Raw genomic sequence first — 19552 nt, 5'->3', positions numbered from 1 at the left:
CGGAGTTCACATGCCTGTTCATCTCGACCCTCCCGTGGCTGGCGACATGCTGGCGATTCCTGGTGTGCGCATGGGTGTCGCACAGGCGGGCATCCGCAAGGCGAACCGCACGGACCTGACGGTTTTTCTGCTGGACGAGGGTTCAGCGGTTGGCGCGGTTTTCACGCAGAACCGCTACGCCGCGGCACCGGTGCAGGTTTGCCGGGAGCATCTTTCGGCCGGTCATGCGGTGCGGGCGATGGTGATCAACACCGGCAATGCCAACGCAGGTACCGGCGAGTCGGGGCTGGCCCACGCCCGTCAGACCTGTGTGGCAACGGCGCTTGCGCTGGGGCTGCGTCACGAGCAGGTGTTGCCTTTTTCCACGGGCGTGATCATGGAACCCCTGCCGCTGGATCGCTTGCTGGCTGGCCTTCCGAGGGCGCTGGAGAGTGCGGCGCTGGCGTCGGGCGCATCAGGTGCACAGTGGCTGCTTGCCGCTGAGGGCATCATGACCACGGACACGGTTCCGAAGGCTGCGAGCCGCCAATTCTCACTCGGAGGGCGCACCGTCAGCGCCTCGGGCATTGCCAAGGGTGCCGGCATGATCCGGCCCAACATGGCCACCATGCTGGGCTTCTTGGCGACAGACGCCTGTGTGGCTCCGCAGCTGATGAACGCACTGGCCCGGCGTCTGGCCGATGTGTCGTTCAACCGGGTGACGGTTGATGGCGACACCTCGACCAACGATTCCTTTGTGGTCGTGGCGACTGGGCAGGCCGGCAACACCGCGGTCTCCGATCTGGACGGCCCGGACGGGCAAACCCTGCTGGCCGCATTGACACCTCTGGCCCAGCAGTTGGCGCACGCTATCGTGCGCGATGGCGAGGGCGCGACCAAGTTCATCACCGTGCGGGTTGAAGGCGGAGGCTCGTCGGCCGAGTGTCTGCAGGTCGCCTATGCGGTGGCCCATTCGCCGCTGGTCAAGACGGCTTTTTTTGCCAGCGATCCAAACCTCGGTCGCATTCTGGCGGCGGTCGGGTATGCCGGCATTGCCGACCTGGATGCCACCCGGATCGAGCTGCATCTCGGCGACGTGCACGTGGTCTCGGCGGGCGGTCGCCACCCGGACTACCGTGAGGAAGACGGCCAGCGTGTGATGAAGGAGGCTGAGATCCTGGTCCGCATCGGTCTCGGCCGCGGGACGGCGGTGGAGACGGTCTGGACTTGCGACTTCAGCCACGACTACGTGACGATCAACGCCGACTACAGATCTTGAACCTCTCCCGCCACGCTGTGCGCGAGCCGCTCATGGGGGCGACATATGCAACCCGGCAAAGCCGGTTTTGCGATGTCACTGGAAGGGTTCCTTGTGCGCTGAAGGCAATGCGATGAACGAAAAATTTGAACGCCTGATCGAACGGGCCGAACAGCTGATCACCCGCATCGAAGCGGTGCTGCCACAACCGCTGGGTGCGCCGGACTGGACGGCCTCGGTGGCCTACCGTTACCGCAAACGCAGCAGTGGTCACGGCGTGCTGGAGCCGGTGCGGCATGTGGCCCACATGCGTCTGGACGACCTGCAGGAAATCGACGGCCAGAAGGAAAAGGTTCAGCGGAACACCTTGCAGTTCGTGAAAGGTCTGCCAGCCAACAACGTGTTGCTGACCGGGGCACGTGGTACCGGCAAGTCGTCGCTGGTCAAGGCCTGCCTCAATGAATACGGGGGGCAGGGTCTGCGCCTGATCGAGGTGGACAAGGCCGATCTGATGGATCTGCCCGATATCGTGGACGTGGTGGCCGACTGCCCCGAACGCTTCATCGTGTTTTGTGATGACCTCAGCTTCGAAGATGGCGAGCCCGGCTACAAGGCGCTCAAGTCGATTCTGGATGGCTCGGTATCTGCCGCCGGGCAGAACGTCTTGATCTATGCCACCAGCAACCGTCGCCACCTGTTGCCTGAGTACATGAAGGAAAACCTCAGCTACACGCACACCGCGGACGGCGAGGTACATCCGGGCGAGGTGGTGGAAGAAAAGATTTCCCTGTCCGAGCGCTTTGGTCTCTGGGTGAGCTTCTACCCGTTCAGTCAGGACGAATACCTGAGCATCGTGTCCCTGTGGCTCGCGTCGTTCGGCATTTCTGCCGCTGACATCGAGGTGGCCAGGCCGCGCGCACTGGTCTGGGCGCTGGAGCGCGGATCACGCAGTGGTCGCGTGGCCTACCAGTTCGCGCGGGACTTCGCGGGCACCCGCGCTGCGGGCGACGCCTGATTGCCAAGCGGGATGCATCCATGAACGATCCGGTGTTGGTGGTGGATGCGGAACGCACGCGTGACACGTCGTCCGCGCGACCTATCGTTGACGTGGCCGTCGGGGTATTGATTGCCCCGGGCGGTGAATTCCTGCTCACGAGCCGGCCCGAAGGCAAGGTGTACGCCGGGTATTGGGAGTTCCCGGGCGGCAAGCTGGAGGTCGGGGAAACGGTCGAGCAGGCCTTGCGCCGCGAGTTGATTGAAGAGATCGGGTTGATGATCGGCGCCGCAATGCCTTGGCGTGAAAAACTGGTGGACTATCCACATGCCCTTGTTCGGCTGCACTTTTGCAAGGTGCACGACTGGTCGGGCGAGTTGAACATGCGCGAACGCCAGGCGTTTAGCTGGGAAAAGTTGCCCGTTCGCTGCTCGCCGGTGTTGCCCGGCACGGTGCCGGTGCTGGAATGGCTGATGGAGGAACAAGCCGCCTGAGTCAGTGCGGTGCTGCGGTGTCAACCCTGCTCAAAATCCGGATCGTTGTTGACGATCTGTTCCGGCAATGTGAAGCGCTCACTGGCCCAGGCTCCGAGGTCCAGGTTCTTGCAGCGTTCACAGCAGAACGGTCGGTAGACGTTGCTGGGGGCGTAGACGCTGGGCCCGTTGCAGCTGGGGCAGACAACAGTCTTCACCGGGAACTCGGAATCCGGCATCGACGCTTCAGGCACAGAGGGTCAGTTCGAATGACGCATCTTCCTGAGCCGGATGCAGGCGTTCATCGTCTCCCTGGCACATCAATCGAACCGACAGCAGCAGCCGGTTGCCGCTGATTTCTGGAATCAGACCCAGTGTGGGATCGATGCCAAGACGCAGCAACTGAAAGGTTCGACCTTGAGGCAGGTTCTGCTGAAACTGACCATCCGGGGCCACCACCTTTTGCGGTGAACCCGAATCGCGCAACATCTTCAACAGCAGCACGATCGCTTCTGCCAGGGGAGCGAGCGCCTGGACCCAGCGCTGCAGATCGGCTTGACGCTGCTCGACGCTGCGGTGTTGCCAGTGGAAGTAGGCCGGGAGGTCAAATTCGCAAGTGCCGCCCGGAATGCCGATGCGGCTTCTGATGCTCATCAACCAGTCGTTCTCTGTCAATGAGAGACCGGTTTTTCCTGGCAGGTTGTTGAGCTGCGCAAAGCAGGTGTCGAGCTGTGCGATGACTTCGTCCAGCGCCCGTTCAGAGATGGCCGGGTTGCCGCGGTAGCTGTTGAGCTGCTGTTTGTGTCGCTCGATGTCCTTGAGCACATCGGACTTCATGTCTGCCCTGGAAGCAACATCCATGATCTCGAAAATGGTCTGGATGGCGTAGTGGTGGTCCAGCGGATGGCTGCGTGGCAGCAGTTCCGCCAGTCGCCGGAACAGGTGTTCCAGCCGCAGGTATGTGCGAATGCGTTCGTTGAAAGGGTATTCGTACAGGATCACGGCGGCGGAGGTTTGCAGAAGGCGGTGGTTTGCAGGACTTTCATCATAGCCCGAACTGGTCGGCGATCCGCCCGACTGTCCGTCGCAACGGTTCGATCTCGTTACCGTCATTGAAGATCACCAGGTCTGCTGCCGCGAGCCGCTTCGTCCTCGGGCTCTGACTTTTCATGATGGCATCGATGGCGGAGCAGTCCAGCCCACTGCGGGCGGTGACCCGGCGAACCTGCGTTCCTGTGTGACAGTCCACCACGAGCACGAGGTCCAGTTGTGGCCGCCAGCGAGCAGATTCCACGAGCAACGGTACGTCAAACACGAGGCAGTGTGAGGCGGCGGCCTTCGCCTGCCGCTGGATCTCCTGCGCGACCAGCGGGTGCACGATGGACTCCAGCAGCCGACGGGCATCCGGATTCGTGAAGACATGTTCGCGCATGCGCTGCCGGTCCAGTGAACCGTCCTGCGCGATGAAAGCCGGGCCAAACGATTGCGCCACGGCGGGCATTGCACTGCCGCCGCGCTGCGTGCAGGCCCTGGAGATGGCATCGGCATCGATCACGCTGGCGCCGCGTTCCTGCAACAGCTGGGCCACCGTGCTTTTTCCGCTGCCGATACCGCCCGTCAGCCCCAGTCGCAGCGCTGGTCGCATGGCCGCCATGGTCAAAGTCCGATGGCGGCGAGAATGGACGAGGGGCCGGAAATCATGGCCGTCAGCCCGGCAAGCGCCAGGAAGGGGCCGAACGGAACGTAGCCCCCTTCGCGCAACTGGCTGAATATTTTGAGGGCGATCCCGATCACTGCGCCGATGAGCGAAGCCATCAGGATGATGGGGATCAACGCCTGCCAGCCGAACCACGCGCCAAGCGCGGCAAACAACTTGAAGTCGCCATAACCCATGCCTTCTTTTCCCGTGGCCAGTTTGAAGGCCCAATACACCATCCACAGGGACAGGTAGCCAGCCACCGACCCCCAGAGTGCATCGGTCAAGACGGTGCCGCTCAGACCCAGTGCCGCCGCGCAAAGCCCGGCCCACAGCAGGGGCAGGGTGATGTCGTCTGGCAACAACGTGGTGTCCCAGTCAATGCATGCCAGCGCCAGTACGGCCGCAGCAAAACCACTCCAGGCCAGCGAGGTCGCGCCCAGTCCCCAGCGCCAGCCACACCAGGCAAAGAGTGCTGCGTTGAGCAATTCGATCAGGGGGTACCGTGGGCTGATACGGGCTTCGCAGCTGGCGCATCGACCGCGCAAGGCGATGTAGCTCAACACCGGGATGTTCTCGAACCACCGAATCTGGTGGCCACAATGCGGGCAGCGCGAACGGGGCACCATGAGATTGAAGCGTGGCGGCGCTTCTGCTGTCGGAGGGGCCTCGGATGAATGGCCTTGAAGCTCTGCACATTCGGCCGCCCATCGCAGCTCCATCATTTTGGGCAGACGGTGGATCACCACGTTCAAGAAACTGCCCACGAGAAGCCCGAGCATGCCCAGCGCCAAGGCGTCGAGCGCCTCCACCATCAGCATCAAACCACTTGGCCCAGTTTGAAGATCGGCAGATACATCGACACCACGATGCCGCCGATGATGGTGCCCAGAATCACGATGATGATGGGTTCCATCAGACTGGACAGTCCTGCGACCATGTCGTCCACTTCGGCCTCATAAAAATCGGCTGCCTTGCCCAGCATGTGGTCGATGGAGCCGGACTCTTCACCAATGGCGCACATCTGCAGGACCATGGATGGAAAGATGTTGGCGTTGGTCATGGCGTTCGTCAGGCTGGTGCCGGTGGAGACCTCCTGCTGGATCTTGTCGGTAGCAATGGCATAGACCGAGTTCCCCGATGCACCACCGACAGAATCGAGCGCTTCGACCAGCGGGACGCCCGCTGCAAACATGGTCGAAAGGGTTCGTGTCCATCGGGCGATCACGGATTTTTCAACCAGGGTCCCGAAGATGGGCATCTTGAGCATCAACCGATCCATGAAACGCTGGACCTTTTCGTTGCGCCGCCAGGCTTGCATGAAAAAGTAAAGGCCTCCGCCCAGGCCACCAAAAATCAGCCACCAGTATTCGGTGAAGAACTCGCTCATGGCGATGACGAACAGCGTGGGGCCCGGTAGATCGGCACCGAAGGAGGTGAAGACTTGCTTGAACGACGGAATCACGAAGATCATGATCACGGCCACGACCACAAAGGCGACGATGATCACCGCGACGGGGTACATCAATGCCGACTTGATCTTGGACTTGATGGCCTCGGTCTTTTCCATGTAGACCGCCAGGCGGTCGAGCAACTCTTCCAGAATACCGGCGGCTTCACCCGCTTCAACCAGGTTGCAGTACAGGCTGTCGAAATAGAGCGGGTTTTTCCGGAATGCCGCGCTCAGCGATGTACCGGTTTCGACGTCGGACCGGATGTCATTGAGCAACTTCGAGACGCTGGGGTTGGGGTTGCCCCGGCCCACGATGTCAAAGGACTGGAGCAAGGGCACACCGGCTTTCATCATGGTGGCCAGTTGCCGGGTGAAGATGGCTATGTCTTTGGGCTTGATGCGCTTGCCGGAGCTCATTCGCCGCTTTTTGATCTTGCCGGGGACAATGCCTTGCCGCCGCAGCGCGGCCAGCACCTGGTTTTCGCCAACGGCTCTGGTTTCTCCCCGCACCTGTTTGCCGTTGCGGTCCTTGCCTTCCCATTCAAAAACAAAGTCCTTGACGCTTTTGGATGCTGCGGTTGCCATGTGGTCCTCGGGGTTTGGGGTCTGTACGGACTTATTCGTTGGTAACGCTCAAAACTTCTTCCAGAGAAGTCATGCCTTGCCTTACCTTGAGCAATCCCGATTCACGCAGGGTCCGCACACCTTCTTTGCCTGCCTGCTGCGCGATATCGAGTGCACCGCCACCCTTGAGGATGATGCGCTGGATTTCTTCAGATATGGGCATGACCTGGTAGATGCCTACCCGGCCCTTGTAGCCGTTGTTGCAGGCCGAGCAGCCCACCGGTTTGTAGGGCGTCCAGCTGCCATCCAGGTCTTCGGGCTTGAACCCGGCGTCGATCAGCGCTTTGCGTGGCACGTCGAGCGGCGCTTTGCACGTTGGACAGAGCCGGCGTGCCAAGCGCTGCGCCGTGATCAGGATCACACTGGAGGCGATGTTGAACGTGGGAATGCCCATGTTCATCATGCGTGTGAGCGTGGTCGGGGCGTCGTTGGTGTGCAGGGTAGACAGCACCATGTGACCCGTTTGTGCGGCCTTGATGGAGATGTCGGCCGTTTCAAGGTCCCGGATCTCGCCGACCATGATCACGTCAGGATCCTGCCGCAGGAAAGCCTTGAGCGCCGCAGCAAAAGTCAGGCCGGCTTTTTCGTTGACGTTGACCTGATTGACGCCGGGCAGGTTGATTTCCGAGGGATCTTCCGCGGTGGAAATGTTGATGCCTGGCTTGTTCAGAATGTTCAGGCAGGTGTAGAGCGAAACGGTCTTGCCGGAACCCGTCGGTCCGGTCACCAGGACCATGCCGTAGGGGCGCCCGATGGCATCCATCAGGCGCGCTTTTTCTTCTGGCTCGTAACCCAGGGCGTCGATGCCCACTTTGGCGCTGCTGGGATCCAGGATACGGATCACAATCTTTTCACCAAACAAAGTGGGCAAGGAGCTGACCCGGAAGTCGATCACACGATCCGGGCCGACCTTGAGCTTCATCCGACCGTCCTGAGGCACACGCTTTTCGGAGATGTCCATGCGGGAGATCACCTTGATGCGCGAGGCCAGCTTGTCCTTGATGGCAATCGGTGGTGAAGCAATTTCCCGGAGCTCACCGTCGATACGGAACCGAACCCGATAGGTGTGCTCATAGGGCTCAAAATGCAGATCGGAGGCGCGCATGTTGAACGCATCCAGCAGCATCTTGTGAAGGAATTTGACGACAGGGGCATCGTCAACCTCGGACGTCAGGGTTTTGTCACTGGTTTCGGCAACGGCTGCATCGGCCGCCATCTCGTCGAACTCGAAGTCACCGCCAATGATGTGGTCCATGGACTCATTGGCCGTGGTCGACTGGACGTCCACCAGCTTGCTGAGCTTGTCGAATTCGGCGATCACCCAGTCGACACCCATCTGGGTGGCGAACTTGATCTTCTCGGCTGCCTGTTGGTCCGCTGGATCGGCAGTGGCCACCATGAGTCGGTTGTTGCGCTTGCTCAGCACAACGATACGAAAGTCTGCGCAGATCTTTGCGTCCAGCAAATCCTTGGGCAGGCGCTGCACGTCAATGGCATCCAGATCCAGCAGCGGTGCCGCAAACGCGGTCGACATGGTGTGCGCCAGATCGTAGGCAGATACCGCCCCGGAGCCGATCAGTTCCGCAATGAACGTGGTTCGACCGCTTTGTGTCTTCCTGTAAAGGTCTTCAGCAGCCTTTTGTCCCAGTTTTCCCGCAGACACGAGAGCACGCCCCAAGCCGGGCAAAGCCATGGTGGAGGAATCCTGGATTACCGTATCAACAGACGCCATAGATCTGTAATCTATCGTAAATCAATGACTTGCCGGCCACTATTGACGCAACTTGTGCTGAATTTTCCGATTCAGGCACTGTGGTCGTTGTATCAAGGTTGCGAATCGGCCAGTGGCGGCCTCCGAGGAGCTCTTGCCACGGCGGTTGGGTGTCGATACCGAATCTGGTCGGGGTGAGAGGATTCGAACCTCCGGCCTCTACGTCCCGAACGTAGCGCTCTACCTGGCTAAGCTACACCCCGATGGACCTGTCAGGTCAATCTTCTGGCGGCTGAAGTGCCGCCTCTGGCCTGGATCAGGAGCGTCGCTCCATCAAGCCAGCGGGCAATTGTAGCAAAGCTTCGCTGTAGTCATTGACGGGCAGCATGCGCGCCGCGTCCATAGCCCTTTGGGCTTCGATCATGGCACTTTGGCGAGCGGATTCCAGGGCGCCGTTTCGCTCAATGATGCTCAGAATATCGCCGAGATGGGTGAGGTCGCCCTCCTCGATGGCCTTGCGGAGTACCGCTTTCTCGGCGGTCGTCGCAGTGCGCAATGCACAGATGATGGGCAGCGTGACTTTGCCCTCGCGCAGATCGTCGCCAAGGTTTTTGCCCAGTTGGTCTGCGCTGCCTTCGTAGTCGAGGACGTCGTCAATGACCTGAAAAGCAGTGCCCAGCGCTTGTCCGTAGGTGGCGCACAGCGCCTCGATCCGGACGTCCGAGCCCGCCAGGATGGGCGCGAGCCGGGCACTGGCTTCGAAGAGTTTGGCTGTTTTTGAGCGGATGACACGCAGGTAGGCGGCTTCGTCCAGGGAGGCATCACGCATGTTGACCAATTGCAGCACCTCGCCTTCTGCAATCACATTGGTGGCATCCGAGAGCACTTGCATCACACGCATCTCGTTGACGTCCACCATCATTTGAAAGGCCCGCGAGTACAGAAAGTCGCCCACCAATACGCTGGGGGCATTGCCGAAGCGTTCGTTGGCGGTCGGACGGCCGCGTCGCAGCGTGGATTCGTCCACCACATCGTCGTGCAGCAAGGTGGCGGTGTGGATGAACTCCACGACAGCCGCCAGCGTGTGGCGATGGGGGTTCTGACTGCCGAGGGCGCCGCTGATCAACAGCAAGAGCGCTGGACGCAGGCGCTTTCCACCGGCTGAAATGATGTACTGGGCGACCTCTCTGACCAGAGGAACTTCGGTTGTCAGACGTTCGCCAATCACCTGGTCGACCCGTTGCATGTCACCCTGGATAAGGTCCAGAGGGTTTTTCATGGAGATTTCAGAGTGGGTCAAGATGTGAACGTGCAGTGAGCCGGGCGCGGGTTGATGTGGCAAGGATTATAGAAACCGTACCGGAGCCGTTCTGGGTCATAGAGGGTGCCATGGAGGCCGCGCGCCCTCACGGACGGGTTTTGCTTGAATGAGGTGAACATTCATGCTAAAATATTGGGCTTGGCTGAATTTCGTCTGCCAAGATTCCATTCGTGGAAATTTTTCAAGAGGTTCATATGTACGCGGTCATAAAAACCGGTGGCAAACAGTATCGTGTTGCTGCTGGCGAAAAAATTAAAGTAGAACAGATTGCTGCGGATGTGGGTCAAGAGATCGTGTTTGACCAGGTTCTGGCTGTCGGCAACGGCAGCGAGATCAAGGTGGGCACTCCCTTGGTTTCCGGCGCAACGGTCACAGTCACGGTTCTGGCTCACGGCAGGCACGACAAGGTTCACATCTTCAAGATGCGCCGTCGCAAGCACTACCAGAAGCGCCAGGGTCACCGTCAGAATTTCACCGAACTGCAGATTTCGTCGATCGCAGCCTGAGGAGTAAGTCAACATGGCACAGAAAAAAGGCGGCGGCTCAACGCGAAACGGGCGCGATTCCAAGCCCAAGATGCTCGGCGTGAAAGCGTTTGGCGGCGAGCTGGTCAGTTCCGGCTCCATCATCGTGCGTCAGCGCGGTACCAAGTTCCACCCCGGTGTGAACGTGGGCGTGGGCAAAGACCACACCCTGTTTGCCACAGCCGACGGTCATGTCAACTTCGCCATCAAGGGCGCGTTGAACCGTCACGTGGTGAGCATCACGCCCGTCTGAGGCGGGGCGTCCTGGCGCTGCCGGATTGTGAATCCAGGCGGTGCTTCAGGCGCGGGTGATGTCCTGATTGCAAAAGGCCCGCCGACGCGGGCCTTTTGTGTTGGTTTTTCGCAGGAATACAGATCATGAAATTTGTGGACGAAGCCACGATCGAAGTCGCCGCCGGTGATGGCGGCAACGGCTGCGCGTCGTTCCGGCATGAGAAGTACAAAGAATTTGGCGGCCCCGACGGCGGCGACGGTGGCCGCGGCGGTCACCTGCTGGCGGTGGCCGATGCCAGCCTCAACACCTTGGTCGATTTTCGCTACACGCGCCGTTTTGAAGCAGGGCGTGGCGAACACGGCAAGGGTTCGGACATGTTCGGCGTCAAGGGCGACGACATTGTGCTCAAGATGCCGGTGGGTACCATCATTGCTGACGCCGAAACCGGCGAGGTACTGCATGAGTTGCTGGTGCCCGGTGAGGTGATCACGATCGCCAAGGGGGGCGACGGTGGTTTTGGCAACATGCACTACAAGAGCTCGACCAACCGCGCGCCGCGCCAGAAGACGCCGGGTTGGGCGGGGGAAAAGCGCACCCTCAAGCTGGAGCTCAAGGTGCTGGCCGATGTGGGTCTGCTCGGCATGCCCAATGCCGGCAAGTCGACCCTGATCTCCGCGATCTCGAATGCGCGGCCCAAGATCGCCGACTACCCCTTCACCACGCTCTATCCCAACCTGGGGGTGGTGCGGGTGGCGCCTGAGAAGAGTTTTGTGGTCGCCGACGTGCCTGGTTTGATCGAAGGTGCGTCAGAGGGTGCGGGCCTTGGTCACCAGTTCCTGCGTCACCTGCAGCGCACACGCCTGTTGCTGCACATGCTCGATGTCGCACCGTTTGACTCCGGCGTGGACCCCGTGGTGCAGGCCAAGGCCATCGTCGCCGAACTCAAGAAGTTCGATCCCAAGCTGCATGCAAAACCGCGCTGGCTGGTGCTCAACAAGCTCGACATGGTGCCCATGGACCAGCGCGAAGCCTTGGTCAAGGACATCGTCAAACGGCTCAAGTACAAGGGTCCGGTGTTCGAAATTTCCGCACTGACGCGCGAAGGATGTGAGCGCCTGATTCAGGGGGTTTACGAGTACCTGGCCAAGGAGTTCCAGTCGCACCAGGCGCCGGTGGACGTGGATCCCCGATTTGTTGAAGATCCCCGCGGTCTTTGAGACCGCGCCTCCGCCAACGCAATGGATGAAGCGAGCCCATGGCAGCAGTTGAAACCCGTTTGAACCCCAGCCTGGATCAGGCAGGCGTCTTCAAGTCCGCCAGGCGCATCGTCGTCAAGGTGGGCTCCAGTCTCGTTACCAACGAAGGCCGGGGCCTGGACGAAGAGGCCATTGGCCAATGGAGCGAACAACTGGCTGCCCTGGTGCAGCAAGGCCTTGAGCTGATCATGGTCAGCAGCGGCGCTGTGGCCGAAGGCATGAAACGCCTGGGCTGGAGCGTGCGCCCGAAAGAGATCAACGAATTGCAGGCGGCAGCCGCCGTGGGCCAGATGGGCCTCGTGCAGATGTACGAGAGCAAGCTCAGCGCCTGCGGCGTGGGCAGTGCCCAGGTGTTGTTGACGCACGCCGATCTGGCCGACCGTGAACGTTACCTCAACGCCCGCTCGACCTTGCTGACCCTGCTGCAGCTCGGTGTGGTGCCGGTGATCAATGAAAACGACACCGTCGTCAACGACGAAATCAAGTTCGGCGACAACGACACCCTGGGAGCGCTGGTCGCCAACCTGGTCGAGGCCGATGTGCTGGTGATCCTCACCGATCAAAGAGGCCTCTACACGGCCGACCCCCGGCGCGACCCGACTGCGCGGTTCGTCGATCTGGCGAGGGCTGGTGATCCCGAACTCGAAACCATGGCCGGCGGCGCGGGTTCCGGCATCGGCAAGGGCGGCATGATCACCAAGATCCTGGCCGCCAAGCGCGCGGCCGGCTCGGGCGCTTCCACCGTCATTGCCTGGGGGCGTGAACCTCAGGTGCTGCTGCGCCTGTGTGCTGGAGAAGCCATCGGCACCTGCCTGGTGGCAGGAACTCCCAAGAACCAGGCGCGCAAGCGCTGGATGGCCGACCATCTGCAGCTGCGTGGCTCGGTACGGGTCGACGACGGCGCAGTTCAGAAGATCCTGGGTGAAGGCAAGAGCTTGTTGCCGATCGGCATGACAGCCGTTGAAGGCGACTTCTCTCGCGGTGATGTGATCGCGGTACGCGACGGCGCTGGCCAGGAGATTGCGCGCGGCCTGGCCAACTATGCAAGCTCTGAAGCACGCCTGTTGTGCCGCAAGTCATCGAGCGACTTTGAGCGTTTGCTCGGGTACGTGGCGGAATCAGAGATGATCCATCGCGACAACCTGGTCCTGTCGCGCAACTGACCTTGCGCGACGTCGCTGCGATTCACAGCGGTGGTCGGGGTAAGTCGGCGTTGTTCGAATCGCCCGCGCGCAGATCGCCTTGCGGATCGGGGTCGAAACTCGCCCCAGGGGGCAACTCCATGCACGGTGGCGCACCGCTTGAGTACGCCGCATGGGGTCCGTCGTCCAAGCCCCTCTGGCGCCCTGCGCCGCGCAGATAGCGGTTGCGGTGTTCGTTCCTGGGCAGGTAACGCGCGAGTTCGGTCAGCGCCATTTCGTAGACGCCGCGCTTGAACTCCACCACCACGTCCAGCGGCACCCAGTAGTCGTGCCAGCGCCAGGCGTCAAACTCCGGGTGGCTGGTGGCGCGCAGATTGAGATGCCAGTCCTGTGCAACCAGGCGCAGCAGGTACCAGATCTGTTTCTGACCTTTGTAGTGACCGCGCGCATCGCGGCGGATGAATCTGTCCGGCACTTCGTAGCGCAACCAGTCCCGCGTACGGGCAACGATGCACACGTGTTCGGGCATGAGACCCACTTCTTCGTGCAGCTCGCGGTACATCGCCTGTTCGGGCGTTTCGCCCCGGTCGATGCCTCCTTGCGGGAACTGCCAGGAGTGGGAACGAATCCTTTTGCCCCAGAACACCTGGTTTCTCTGGTTGAGCAGAATGATGCCGACATTGGGCCTGAAGCCTTCCCTGTCAAGCATAATCAACCTCAAATTTTTTGAACTGTCTGGATTATGCATCGCCCCTTGCGGCTTGCGAAGTGATTGCCCACCTGTTGCGCTGCAATGAGGGGTAAGTCCCGATGCCCGACGGGCATCGTCGACGCTGATCCGGCGCCCACCGACTCCGTTTGAACGACCCACACTGCCGCACGGCAGCCGCACCCATGAAAGCCTCCCAGTTCTTTATTTCCACCCTCAAGGAAGCCCCGGCCGATGCGGAGGTGGTCAGCCACCAGCTCATGACCCGCGCCGGCATGATCAAGAAGCTCGGCGCCGGCATCTACAGCTACATGCCCATGGGTCTGCGGGTGATCCAGAAGGTGGAGGCCATCGTGCGCGAGGAGATGAACCGCGCCGGCGCGGTGGAGCTCACCATGCCGGTGGTGCAGCCCGCCGAGCTCTGGCAGGAGACCGGGCGCTTCGAGGCGATGGGGCCTGAGCTGCTGCGCATCAAGGACCGCCACGGCCGCGACTTTGTGGTGCAGCCCACCAGTGAAGAGGTGGTGACCGATATCGCTCGACAGGAGCTGCGCAGCTACAAGCAGTTGCCGAAAAATTTCTACCAGATCCAGACCAAGTTCCGCGATGAACGACGGCCGCGTTTTGGCTTGATGCGCGGTCGCGAGTTCATCATGAAGGACGCCTACAGCTTTGATCGCGACGAAGCCGCCGCCAAGGCGAGCTACCAGGTCATGGCCGCGGCCTACCGCCGCATCTTCGACCGTTTTGGCTTGCGCTACCGCGCGGTGGCGGCCGACAGCGGCGCCATCGGTGGCGACCTTTCCGAAGAGTTCCAGGTGATCGCTGCCACGGGGGAGGACGCCATCGTCTACTGCCCCACCAGCGACTACGCGGCCAACATGGAAAAAGCCGAGGCGCTGGCGCCTGCGGGCCCGCGCGCGACCGCTGCCAACGCGATGGCCAAGACTCCCACGCCGGGCAAGAGCACCTGCGCCGATGTGGCCGAACTGCTGGGGGTGCCGCTGGCCACGACCGTGAAGTCGCTGGTGCTGGCAACCGACACGCTCAATGAATCGGGCGAGATCGTGAAGAGCCAGGTGTGGTTGCTGCTGCTGCGTGGCGACCACGACATGAACGAAGTCAAGGTGAGCAAGGTGCCCGGGTTGAGCGCCGGCTTCCGCTTTGCCACGGTGTCCGAGATCGAAGCCCACTTCGGCTGCAAGCCGGGCTACCTTGGGCCCATCGGTCTGAAACTGCCGGTGAAACTGGTGGTGGACCGCGAGGTGGCGGTGATGGCCGACTGGATCTGCGGTGCCAATCAACCCGACTTTCACATGACCGGTGTGAACTGGGGGCGCGACCTGCCCGAACCCGATCTGGTGGCCGACCTGCGCAATGTGGTGGAGGGCGATGCTTCGCCGGACGGCCAAGGCGCCCTGGCCATCGAGCGCGGCATCGAGGTGGGCCATGTGTTCTATCTGGGCACCAAATACAGCAAGGCAATGGCCGCCACCTTCCTCGGGGAGGACGGCAAACCCGCGCACTTCGAGATGGGCTGTTACGGCATCGGCATCACGCGCCTGCCGGCGGCGGCCATCGAGCAGAACCACGACGAGCGCGGCATCATCTGGCCCGATGCGATCGCCCCGTTCACCGTGGTGATCTGTCCCATCGGCATGGACCGCAGCCCCGAGGTGAAAGCTGCTGCCGAGCTGTTGCACGAACAACTGGTGGCCGCGGGCGTGGACGTGTTGCTGGACGATCGCGGCGAACGCCCTGGCGCCATGTTTGCCGACTGGGAGCTCATTGGTGTGCCACACCGCGTGACGATCGGCGACCGTGGCATCAAGGAGGGCCAGATCGAGTACCAGCACCGCCGTGATGCGGCTGCGACCAAGGTGGCCGCGGCCGATGTGCTGGCCTTTCTGAAGGAGCGGATCGCGGCATGAAGGCTGGGGGTGGTTCTGTGGCGCAGTTCGACGCTTGTCCGCTGCGGCGTCGCGACTGGCTGGCCGGCGCCGGGGCACTGGGCTTGGGCGGCCTCGGTCTGCTGGCCGCACCAGGCAGCGCCTGGGCCGGGCGCCAGCTGGAGGAGCCGCTCGCCGACTCGGTGCGTTCGGTGCTCAGCGCCGCCATCGCCAACAGCGCTCCGCCGGTGCCGGATTTCAGCGATACCGAAAAGCGGCTGTCACACCTGCGCTGGCTCGGCGTCATGAGTGAGCGTTTGAAGAAACGCAAACCGGATTTCCAGACGCGCATCGAGTTCCTGCAGACCGTCTGGTACGAGACACGCCGCGCCGGGCTGGACACCACGATGGTGCTGGGGCTGATCCAGGTCGAGAGCGCGTTCCGAAAATTCGCCATTTCGCGCGTGGGCGCGCGGGGCTACATGCAGATCATGCCGTTCTGGTCGCGCCTGATCGGCGACGGTGACCCGTCCCGGTTGTTCAACATGCAGACCAATCTGCGTTTCGGCTGCGTGATCCTGCGCCATTACCTGGACCGCGAGCGCGGCGACACCTTCCTAGCGCTGGGCCGTTACAACGGCAGCCGTGGCCGGTCGGAGTACCCGAACGCGGTGTATGCCGCGTCGCGCAACTGGATTCATCCGGACGCCTGAGCCAGGACCTCAGCGCCTGCAGGTCTGCGTTCGCTGGTGGCGCCTACTGCAGGAACCCGATCCGCGACTTGCCGCTGCCCGCTTTGGGCAGGTCGTCCGCCGCCACGCTGTAGCGGTTGTCGAGCCGGGCATTGCCAAAGGCGGTGACCAGAGCCCGGCGCATTTCGCGAGGCGCCAGGCAGGCCAGCTGGTCCAGCACATCGTCTGACGGTTCGGGGGCGAAGCGTTGTCCCCAGTCGTGTTCGCCCAGGATGCTGCGGTACAGGTGGGCGGCGATCTTGCGCGCGGCTTCGGGCGAGGGTGCTGCGATTTCGAACACGTTCATGCGGTTGAGGATCGGCTCGGGAATCGTGCGCTCGTCGTTGGCGGTGGTGATCCAGATCACCTGGCTGGCGTCGATCGGCACTTCGGCGAACTCGTCCACGAAGTTTTGCGCCGTGTCGTGCTCCAGCAGGCTGTAGAGCGCGCCCAGCGGGTCGTACTGCGCGTCGGCGCTGGCCTTGTCGATCTCGTCGACCACGATCACCGGGTTGGCGTACTGGCCGTCCACCAGCGCCTCAAACACCTTGCCGGGCTTGGCGCCCTTCCACTGCGACGAGGACCCCGACAGCAGCCAGCCGGCCGTCATGGAGCTCATCGGGACCAGGCTCATGCTGGTGCCCAGCAGGTCGGCGATCTGTTTGGCGAAATGGGTCTTGCCCACGCCGGGCGGCCCGAGCAGCAGGATCGGGGTCACCTCCAGGCTGTCGCGGCTGTCCTGGCTGAGGGCCACGTGGCGCTTCACGTCGTCCAGCACCTCACCAAAATTGGGCAGCAGGTCGTAAAGCGGTGCCATGTCGGGCACGCCCGAAGGTTTGACAGCGAAGCGCTGGGGGCCGCGTTCGAGCATGCGTTGCCAGGTGTTGCGCAGGCCCTCGTATTCGCGCTCGTTGCCGCTGGCCTGCAGGTGAGCCAGCTTGCGCTCGACTTCGTCGGCGCTGAACACGCTGCGCATCCGGGCGATGGGCAGTCCGAGGGAGGGTGAAGCGACCAGGCTGCGAGAGCTCATGCGGTTCTCCTGTGGGGTTCGGCAATGCTTTCATTCAAGCACAAGACATGCCAGAGCTCAATGCAGGAAAAGCCGGAACAAGGCACCGCTTCACGAGGTTTCTGGCGTCAGCGTGCCAAAAGGCGCAGGCCAGAAAGCAGAAAGCCACCCGGAGGTGGCTGGGCAGGGCGGCGAAGGGGCTTCAGGCCTGGCCGTTGATGACCTGCTGCAGTTCGCCCGACTCGTACATCTCCATCATGATGTCCGAACCGCCGATGAACTCGCCTTTGACGTAGAGCTGCGGGATGGTGGGCCAGCTGCTGTAAGTCTTGATGCCCTGGCGGATGCCTTCGTCTTCCAGCACGTTGACGGTCTTCACCGTCTTGGTGTCGACGCCACAGGCTTTCAGGATCTGGATGGCTCGGCCGGAGAAGCCGCACATGGGGAAACTGGCATTGCCCTTCATGAAGAGCACGATGTCGTTGGATTTGACCAACTGGTCGATTTGGGTCTGGGCGTCGCTCATGGCAAATAACTCCTGATCTGGGCGGGCCGGACGCGGCCCGAAAACAGCCCGAATTATCGCTGTTGCGGCCAGATCCCGCCGCTGCACCGTTCAATGCCCGCGAGGTCGCAGCGGCTGCTGACTTGCCCGAAGCCTTGCTGCACCAGCAGGGCGCGCACGGCGACCGCCTGATCGTGCCCATGCTCCAGCAGCAGCCAGCCGCCCGGGGCCAGTGCGGCGGGCGCGCTCTTGACCAGCTCCCGGATATCGTCCAACCCGTCGGGGCCCGAGGTGAGCGCGCCGAGGGGTTCTTGGCCGAGGGCGGCGAGGTGCGGGTCGCCGTCAGCGATATAGGGCGGGTTGCTGGCGATCACGTCAAAGCGCTGGCCGGGCACGGCCTGTAGCCAGGAACCCGCATGGAAGTCCACCGCCAGACCCAGGCGTTCCGCGTTGGAGCGCGCCACGGTCAGGGCGTCGGCGCTGGCATCGGTGGCGGAAACCGCCACGTCGGGGCGCTGCGATTTCACCGCCAGGGCGATGGCGCCGCTGCCGGTGCCGAGGTCCAGGAAGCGGGGATGGGCGGGTGGTGGCGCCAACATGTCCAGCGCCCACTGAACCAGGGTTTCGGTGTCCGGTCGGGGCACGAGCACGCGCGGGTCCACCTGCAGATTGAGGCCGAAGAAGGCTTTGGCACCCGCCAGGTAGGCCACTGGCTCGCCGGCCAGGCGGCGGCGCACCAGTTCGGCGTAGCGCGTTGCGGCGCCGTCGGGCATGGGGTCGGTGTCGTGCGCCAGCAGCCAGGCGCGGTGATTCAGGTCGCGGCCCAGCGCCAGCAGCAGCAGCATCTGGGCGTCCAGCCGGTCCAGGCCCTGTTGCTGGGCTTGTACCAAAGCATCTCGGAGGTGCTGCCCGGTGTTCACAGGCTGTTCCGCTGTTCCAGCTCGGCCAGCAGCTCGGTGCCGCGCGCCACCTGCAGGGCGTGGATCACGTCGCCCAGGTCGCCCTCCATCACCTGCAGCAACTTGTAGAGCGTGAGGTTGATGCGGTGGTCGGTGAGACGTCCCTGCGGGAAGTTGTAGGTGCGGATGCGGTCGCTGCGGTCGCCGCTGCCGATCAGGCCCTTGCGGGTGGCGGCTTCCTTGGCGGCGCGCTCGCTGCGGTCTTTTTCCTGCAGGCGCGCGGTCAGCACCTGCAAGGCCTTGGCCTTGTTGCTGTGCTGGCTGCGGCCGTCCTGGCATTCGGCGGTGATGCCGGTGGGCAGGTGGGTCACGCGCACGGCCGAATCGGTCTTGTTGATGTGTTGTCCGCCGGCGCCGCTGGCGCGGTAGGTGTCGATGCGCAGCTCGCTCGGATTGAGTTTCACTGCCTCGGTCTCGTCGGGTTCGGGCATCACGGCCACGGTGGCGGCGCTGGTGTGGATGCGGCCCTGCGTTTCGGTGACCGGCACGCGCTGCACACGGTGGCCACCCGATTCGAAGCGCAGCTTGCCGTAGGCGCCGCGGCCCACGATGCGCAGGACCACCTCTTTGTAGCCGCCGAGTTCGCTGGGCGACTCGCTCACCGCCTCGACCGTCCAGCGTTGGGCTTCGGCGTAGCGCGTGTAGAGCCGGGCCAGGTCGCCGGCGAACAGGGCTGACTCGTCGCCGCCGGTGCCGGCGCGGATTTCCATGAAGGCGTTGCGTTCGTCGTCCGGGTCTTTGGGCAGCAGCAGTTGCTGCAGTTCGGCGTCGAGCGTTTCCAGATCGGCGCGGGCGCTTTTGATTTCTTCTTCGGCCATCTCGGCCATGTCCGGGTCCTGCAGCAGCTCGGTGGCGGACGTTTGATCGGCTTCACGCTGCAGGTAGCGGTTGAACACTTCAACCACGGCGCCCACTTCGGCGTGTTCACGGCTGAGTGCGCGAAAGCGGTCCATGCTGTCCACCACGTCGGGCGCGGCCAGCAGGGCGTCCAGCTCGTGGAGCCGGGCGCGTTGGCGCATCAGGGTGTCGCGGACGAAGGGTTTCATGGAGCGGGCAAAGGGGGTCGGTGGCGCCGAGGGAGCGG

The 19552-nt window shown here is 62.6% G+C and carries 21 protein-coding genes and 1 tRNA gene; 9 read left to right on the top strand and 13 right to left on the bottom strand.

Annotated elements, in window-relative coordinates; genetic code table 11:
• Positions 1–10: 10 nt before the first annotated feature.
• From argJ to AC0GNO_RS09695, 3 genes are all read left to right on the top strand, one after another.
• Entirely contained in the window at positions 11–1258 is a 1248-nt protein-coding gene (argJ, locus tag AC0GNO_RS09705; protein WP_472889165.1) for a bifunctional glutamate N-acetyltransferase/amino-acid acetyltransferase ArgJ, read from the top strand.
• 112 nt (positions 1259–1370) lie between these two features.
• Positions 1371–2252 carry an ATP-binding protein gene (locus tag AC0GNO_RS09700; protein WP_472903861.1) on the top strand — a complete coding sequence of 294 codons (882 nt, stop codon included), beginning with the start codon at positions 1371–1373 and terminating at the stop codon, positions 2250–2252.
• 20 nt (positions 2253–2272) lie between these two features.
• Positions 2273–2725: an NUDIX domain-containing protein gene (locus AC0GNO_RS09695; RefSeq protein ID WP_472889167.1), complete on the top strand. Its 453-nt coding sequence runs from the start codon at positions 2273–2275 to the stop codon at positions 2723–2725.
• 20 nt (positions 2726–2745) lie between these two features.
• Here the strand turns inward: AC0GNO_RS09695 and AC0GNO_RS09690 are convergent, their stop codons facing one another.
• The 8 genes from AC0GNO_RS09690 to AC0GNO_RS09655 form a co-directional block, all read right to left on the bottom strand.
• Positions 2746–2943 carry a DNA gyrase inhibitor YacG gene (locus tag AC0GNO_RS09690; protein ID WP_472889168.1) on the bottom strand — a complete coding sequence of 66 codons (198 nt, stop codon included), beginning with the start codon at positions 2941–2943 and terminating at the stop codon, positions 2746–2748.
• Between the two features lie 7 nt (positions 2944–2950).
• Positions 2951–3706: a cell division protein ZapD gene (gene zapD, locus AC0GNO_RS09685; RefSeq protein ID WP_472903860.1), complete on the bottom strand. Its 756-nt coding sequence runs from the start codon at positions 3704–3706 to the stop codon at positions 2951–2953.
• Between the two features lie 43 nt (positions 3707–3749).
• Complete coding sequence (gene coaE, locus AC0GNO_RS09680) at positions 3750–4358, bottom strand: dephospho-CoA kinase (protein WP_472903859.1); 609 nt, start codon at positions 4356–4358, stop codon at positions 3750–3752.
• Between the two features lie 2 nt (positions 4359–4360).
• On the bottom strand, positions 4361–5221 hold the full coding sequence (locus AC0GNO_RS09675; protein ID WP_472903858.1) for a prepilin peptidase: 861 nt from the start codon (positions 5219–5221) through the stop codon (positions 4361–4363).
• On the bottom strand, positions 5221–6438 hold the full coding sequence (locus AC0GNO_RS09670) for a type II secretion system F family protein (RefSeq protein WP_472889172.1): 1218 nt from the start codon (positions 6436–6438) through the stop codon (positions 5221–5223). Before AC0GNO_RS09670 ends, AC0GNO_RS09675 begins: the two co-directional genes overlap by 1 nt.
• A gap of 31 nt (positions 6439–6469) precedes the next feature.
• Entirely contained in the window at positions 6470–8209 is a 1740-nt protein-coding gene (gene pilB, locus AC0GNO_RS09665; RefSeq protein ID WP_472889173.1) for a type IV-A pilus assembly ATPase PilB, read from the bottom strand.
• A gap of 165 nt (positions 8210–8374) precedes the next feature.
• A tRNA-Pro gene (locus AC0GNO_RS09660) sits at positions 8375–8451 on the bottom strand.
• A 53-nt stretch (positions 8452–8504) separates the two neighbouring features.
• Positions 8505–9467, bottom strand: coding sequence for a polyprenyl synthetase family protein (locus AC0GNO_RS09655; RefSeq protein WP_472903857.1), 963 nt, complete (start codon positions 9465–9467; stop codon positions 8505–8507).
• 236 nt (positions 9468–9703) lie between these two features.
• Here AC0GNO_RS09655 and rplU point away from each other — a divergent pair, with 236 nt between their 5' ends.
• The 4 genes from rplU to proB all read left to right on the top strand — a co-directional run bounded on the left by rplU (position 9704) and on the right by proB (position 12687).
• On the top strand, positions 9704–10015 hold the full coding sequence (rplU, locus tag AC0GNO_RS09650; RefSeq protein ID WP_177133160.1) for a 50S ribosomal protein L21: 312 nt from the start codon (positions 9704–9706) through the stop codon (positions 10013–10015).
• Positions 10016–10028: 13 nt separating this feature from the next.
• Positions 10029–10286 (top strand): 50S ribosomal protein L27, encoded by a 258-nt coding sequence (gene rpmA, locus AC0GNO_RS09645; protein WP_472889175.1) that lies wholly within the window; start codon positions 10029–10031, stop codon positions 10284–10286.
• A gap of 125 nt (positions 10287–10411) precedes the next feature.
• Positions 10412–11485, top strand: a complete 1074-nt coding sequence (gene cgtA, locus AC0GNO_RS09640) for an Obg family GTPase CgtA (RefSeq protein WP_472889176.1) — start codon at positions 10412–10414, stop codon at positions 11483–11485.
• Positions 11486–11523: 38 nt separating this feature from the next.
• Positions 11524–12687: a glutamate 5-kinase gene (gene proB / locus AC0GNO_RS09635; RefSeq protein WP_472903856.1), complete on the top strand. Its 1164-nt coding sequence runs from the start codon at positions 11524–11526 to the stop codon at positions 12685–12687.
• 22 nt (positions 12688–12709) lie between these two features.
• Here proB and AC0GNO_RS09630 read toward each other — a convergent pair whose 3' ends face one another.
• The gene (locus AC0GNO_RS09630; RefSeq protein WP_472889178.1) at positions 12710–13375 is read right to left on the bottom strand and encodes an RNA pyrophosphohydrolase; all 666 of its coding nucleotides are present in this window, start codon (positions 13373–13375) and stop codon (positions 12710–12712) included.
• Positions 13376–13560: 185 nt separating this feature from the next.
• Here AC0GNO_RS09630 and AC0GNO_RS09625 point away from each other — a divergent pair, with 185 nt between their 5' ends.
• Together AC0GNO_RS09625 and AC0GNO_RS09620 are read left to right on the top strand one after the other, a co-directional pair.
• Positions 13561–15306 carry a proline--tRNA ligase gene (locus tag AC0GNO_RS09625; protein ID WP_472903855.1) on the top strand — a complete coding sequence of 582 codons (1746 nt, stop codon included), beginning with the start codon at positions 13561–13563 and terminating at the stop codon, positions 15304–15306.
• Positions 15303–15977, top strand: coding sequence for a lytic transglycosylase domain-containing protein (locus AC0GNO_RS09620; RefSeq protein WP_472903854.1), 675 nt, complete (start codon positions 15303–15305; stop codon positions 15975–15977). Before AC0GNO_RS09625 ends, AC0GNO_RS09620 begins: the two co-directional genes overlap by 4 nt.
• A 43-nt stretch (positions 15978–16020) precedes the next feature.
• On the opposite strand, the gene AC0GNO_RS09615 is transcribed toward AC0GNO_RS09620, so the two are convergent.
• The 4 genes from AC0GNO_RS09615 to prfA all read right to left on the bottom strand — a co-directional run bounded on the left by AC0GNO_RS09615 (position 16021) and on the right by prfA (position 19514).
• Positions 16021–17025 carry an AAA family ATPase gene (locus tag AC0GNO_RS09615; RefSeq protein ID WP_472903853.1) on the bottom strand — a complete coding sequence of 335 codons (1005 nt, stop codon included), beginning with the start codon at positions 17023–17025 and terminating at the stop codon, positions 16021–16023.
• A gap of 181 nt (positions 17026–17206) precedes the next feature.
• Complete coding sequence (gene grxD / locus AC0GNO_RS09610) at positions 17207–17530, bottom strand: Grx4 family monothiol glutaredoxin (RefSeq protein WP_177132856.1); 324 nt, start codon at positions 17528–17530, stop codon at positions 17207–17209.
• A 53-nt stretch (positions 17531–17583) separates the two neighbouring features.
• Entirely contained in the window at positions 17584–18429 is an 846-nt protein-coding gene (gene prmC, locus AC0GNO_RS09605) for a peptide chain release factor N(5)-glutamine methyltransferase (RefSeq protein ID WP_472903852.1), read from the bottom strand.
• Complete coding sequence (prfA, locus tag AC0GNO_RS09600; RefSeq protein ID WP_472903851.1) at positions 18426–19514, bottom strand: peptide chain release factor 1; 1089 nt, start codon at positions 19512–19514, stop codon at positions 18426–18428. Before prfA ends, prmC begins: the two co-directional genes overlap by 4 nt.
• Between the last annotated feature and the right edge of the window lie 38 nt (positions 19515–19552).

Source organism: Hydrogenophaga sp. L310, assembly GCF_055703065.1.
The sequence above is the reverse complement of the archived record's forward strand: the minus strand, read 5'-3'. Positions and strand labels throughout refer to the sequence as shown.

Bases quoted from the DNA above. Each gene is read 5' to 3' on its own strand.
- AC0GNO_RS09675 (WP_472903858.1), bottom strand. From the start codon at position 5,221: ATGCTGATGGTGGAGGCGCTCGACGCCTTGGCGCTGGGCATGCTCGGG.
- pilB (WP_472889173.1), bottom strand. From the start codon at position 8,209: ATGGCGTCTGTTGATACGGTAATCCAGGATTCCTCCACCATGGCTTTG.
- AC0GNO_RS09670 (WP_472889172.1), bottom strand. From the start codon at position 6,438: ATGGCAACCGCAGCATCCAAAAGCGTCAAGGACTTTGTTTTTGAATGG.
- AC0GNO_RS09690 (WP_472889168.1), bottom strand. From the start codon at position 2,943: ATGCCGGATTCCGAGTTCCCGGTGAAGACTGTTGTCTGCCCCAGCTGC.
- AC0GNO_RS09625 (WP_472903855.1), top strand. From the start codon at position 13,561: ATGAAAGCCTCCCAGTTCTTTATTTCCACCCTCAAGGAAGCCCCGGCC.
- AC0GNO_RS09630 (WP_472889178.1), bottom strand. From the start codon at position 13,375: ATGCTTGACAGGGAAGGCTTCAGGCCCAATGTCGGCATCATTCTGCTC.
- AC0GNO_RS09695 (WP_472889167.1), top strand. From the start codon at position 2,273: ATGAACGATCCGGTGTTGGTGGTGGATGCGGAACGCACGCGTGACACG.
- grxD (WP_177132856.1), bottom strand. From the start codon at position 17,530: ATGAGCGACGCCCAGACCCAAATCGACCAGTTGGTCAAATCCAACGAC.
- proB (WP_472903856.1), top strand. From the start codon at position 11,524: ATGGCAGCAGTTGAAACCCGTTTGAACCCCAGCCTGGATCAGGCAGGC.
- argJ (WP_472889165.1), top strand. From the start codon at position 11: ATGCCTGTTCATCTCGACCCTCCCGTGGCTGGCGACATGCTGGCGATT.
- coaE (WP_472903859.1), bottom strand. From the start codon at position 4,358: ATGGCGGCCATGCGACCAGCGCTGCGACTGGGGCTGACGGGCGGTATC.
- AC0GNO_RS09615 (WP_472903853.1), bottom strand. From the start codon at position 17,025: ATGAGCTCTCGCAGCCTGGTCGCTTCACCCTCCCTCGGACTGCCCATC.
- cgtA (WP_472889176.1), top strand. From the start codon at position 10,412: ATGAAATTTGTGGACGAAGCCACGATCGAAGTCGCCGCCGGTGATGGC.
- rpmA (WP_472889175.1), top strand. From the start codon at position 10,029: ATGGCACAGAAAAAAGGCGGCGGCTCAACGCGAAACGGGCGCGATTCC.
- AC0GNO_RS09700 (WP_472903861.1), top strand. From the start codon at position 1,371: ATGAACGAAAAATTTGAACGCCTGATCGAACGGGCCGAACAGCTGATC.
- AC0GNO_RS09620 (WP_472903854.1), top strand. From the start codon at position 15,303: ATGAAGGCTGGGGGTGGTTCTGTGGCGCAGTTCGACGCTTGTCCGCTG.
- rplU (WP_177133160.1), top strand. From the start codon at position 9,704: ATGTACGCGGTCATAAAAACCGGTGGCAAACAGTATCGTGTTGCTGCT.
- AC0GNO_RS09655 (WP_472903857.1), bottom strand. From the start codon at position 9,467: ATGAAAAACCCTCTGGACCTTATCCAGGGTGACATGCAACGGGTCGAC.
- prfA (WP_472903851.1), bottom strand. From the start codon at position 19,514: ATGAAACCCTTCGTCCGCGACACCCTGATGCGCCAACGCGCCCGGCTC.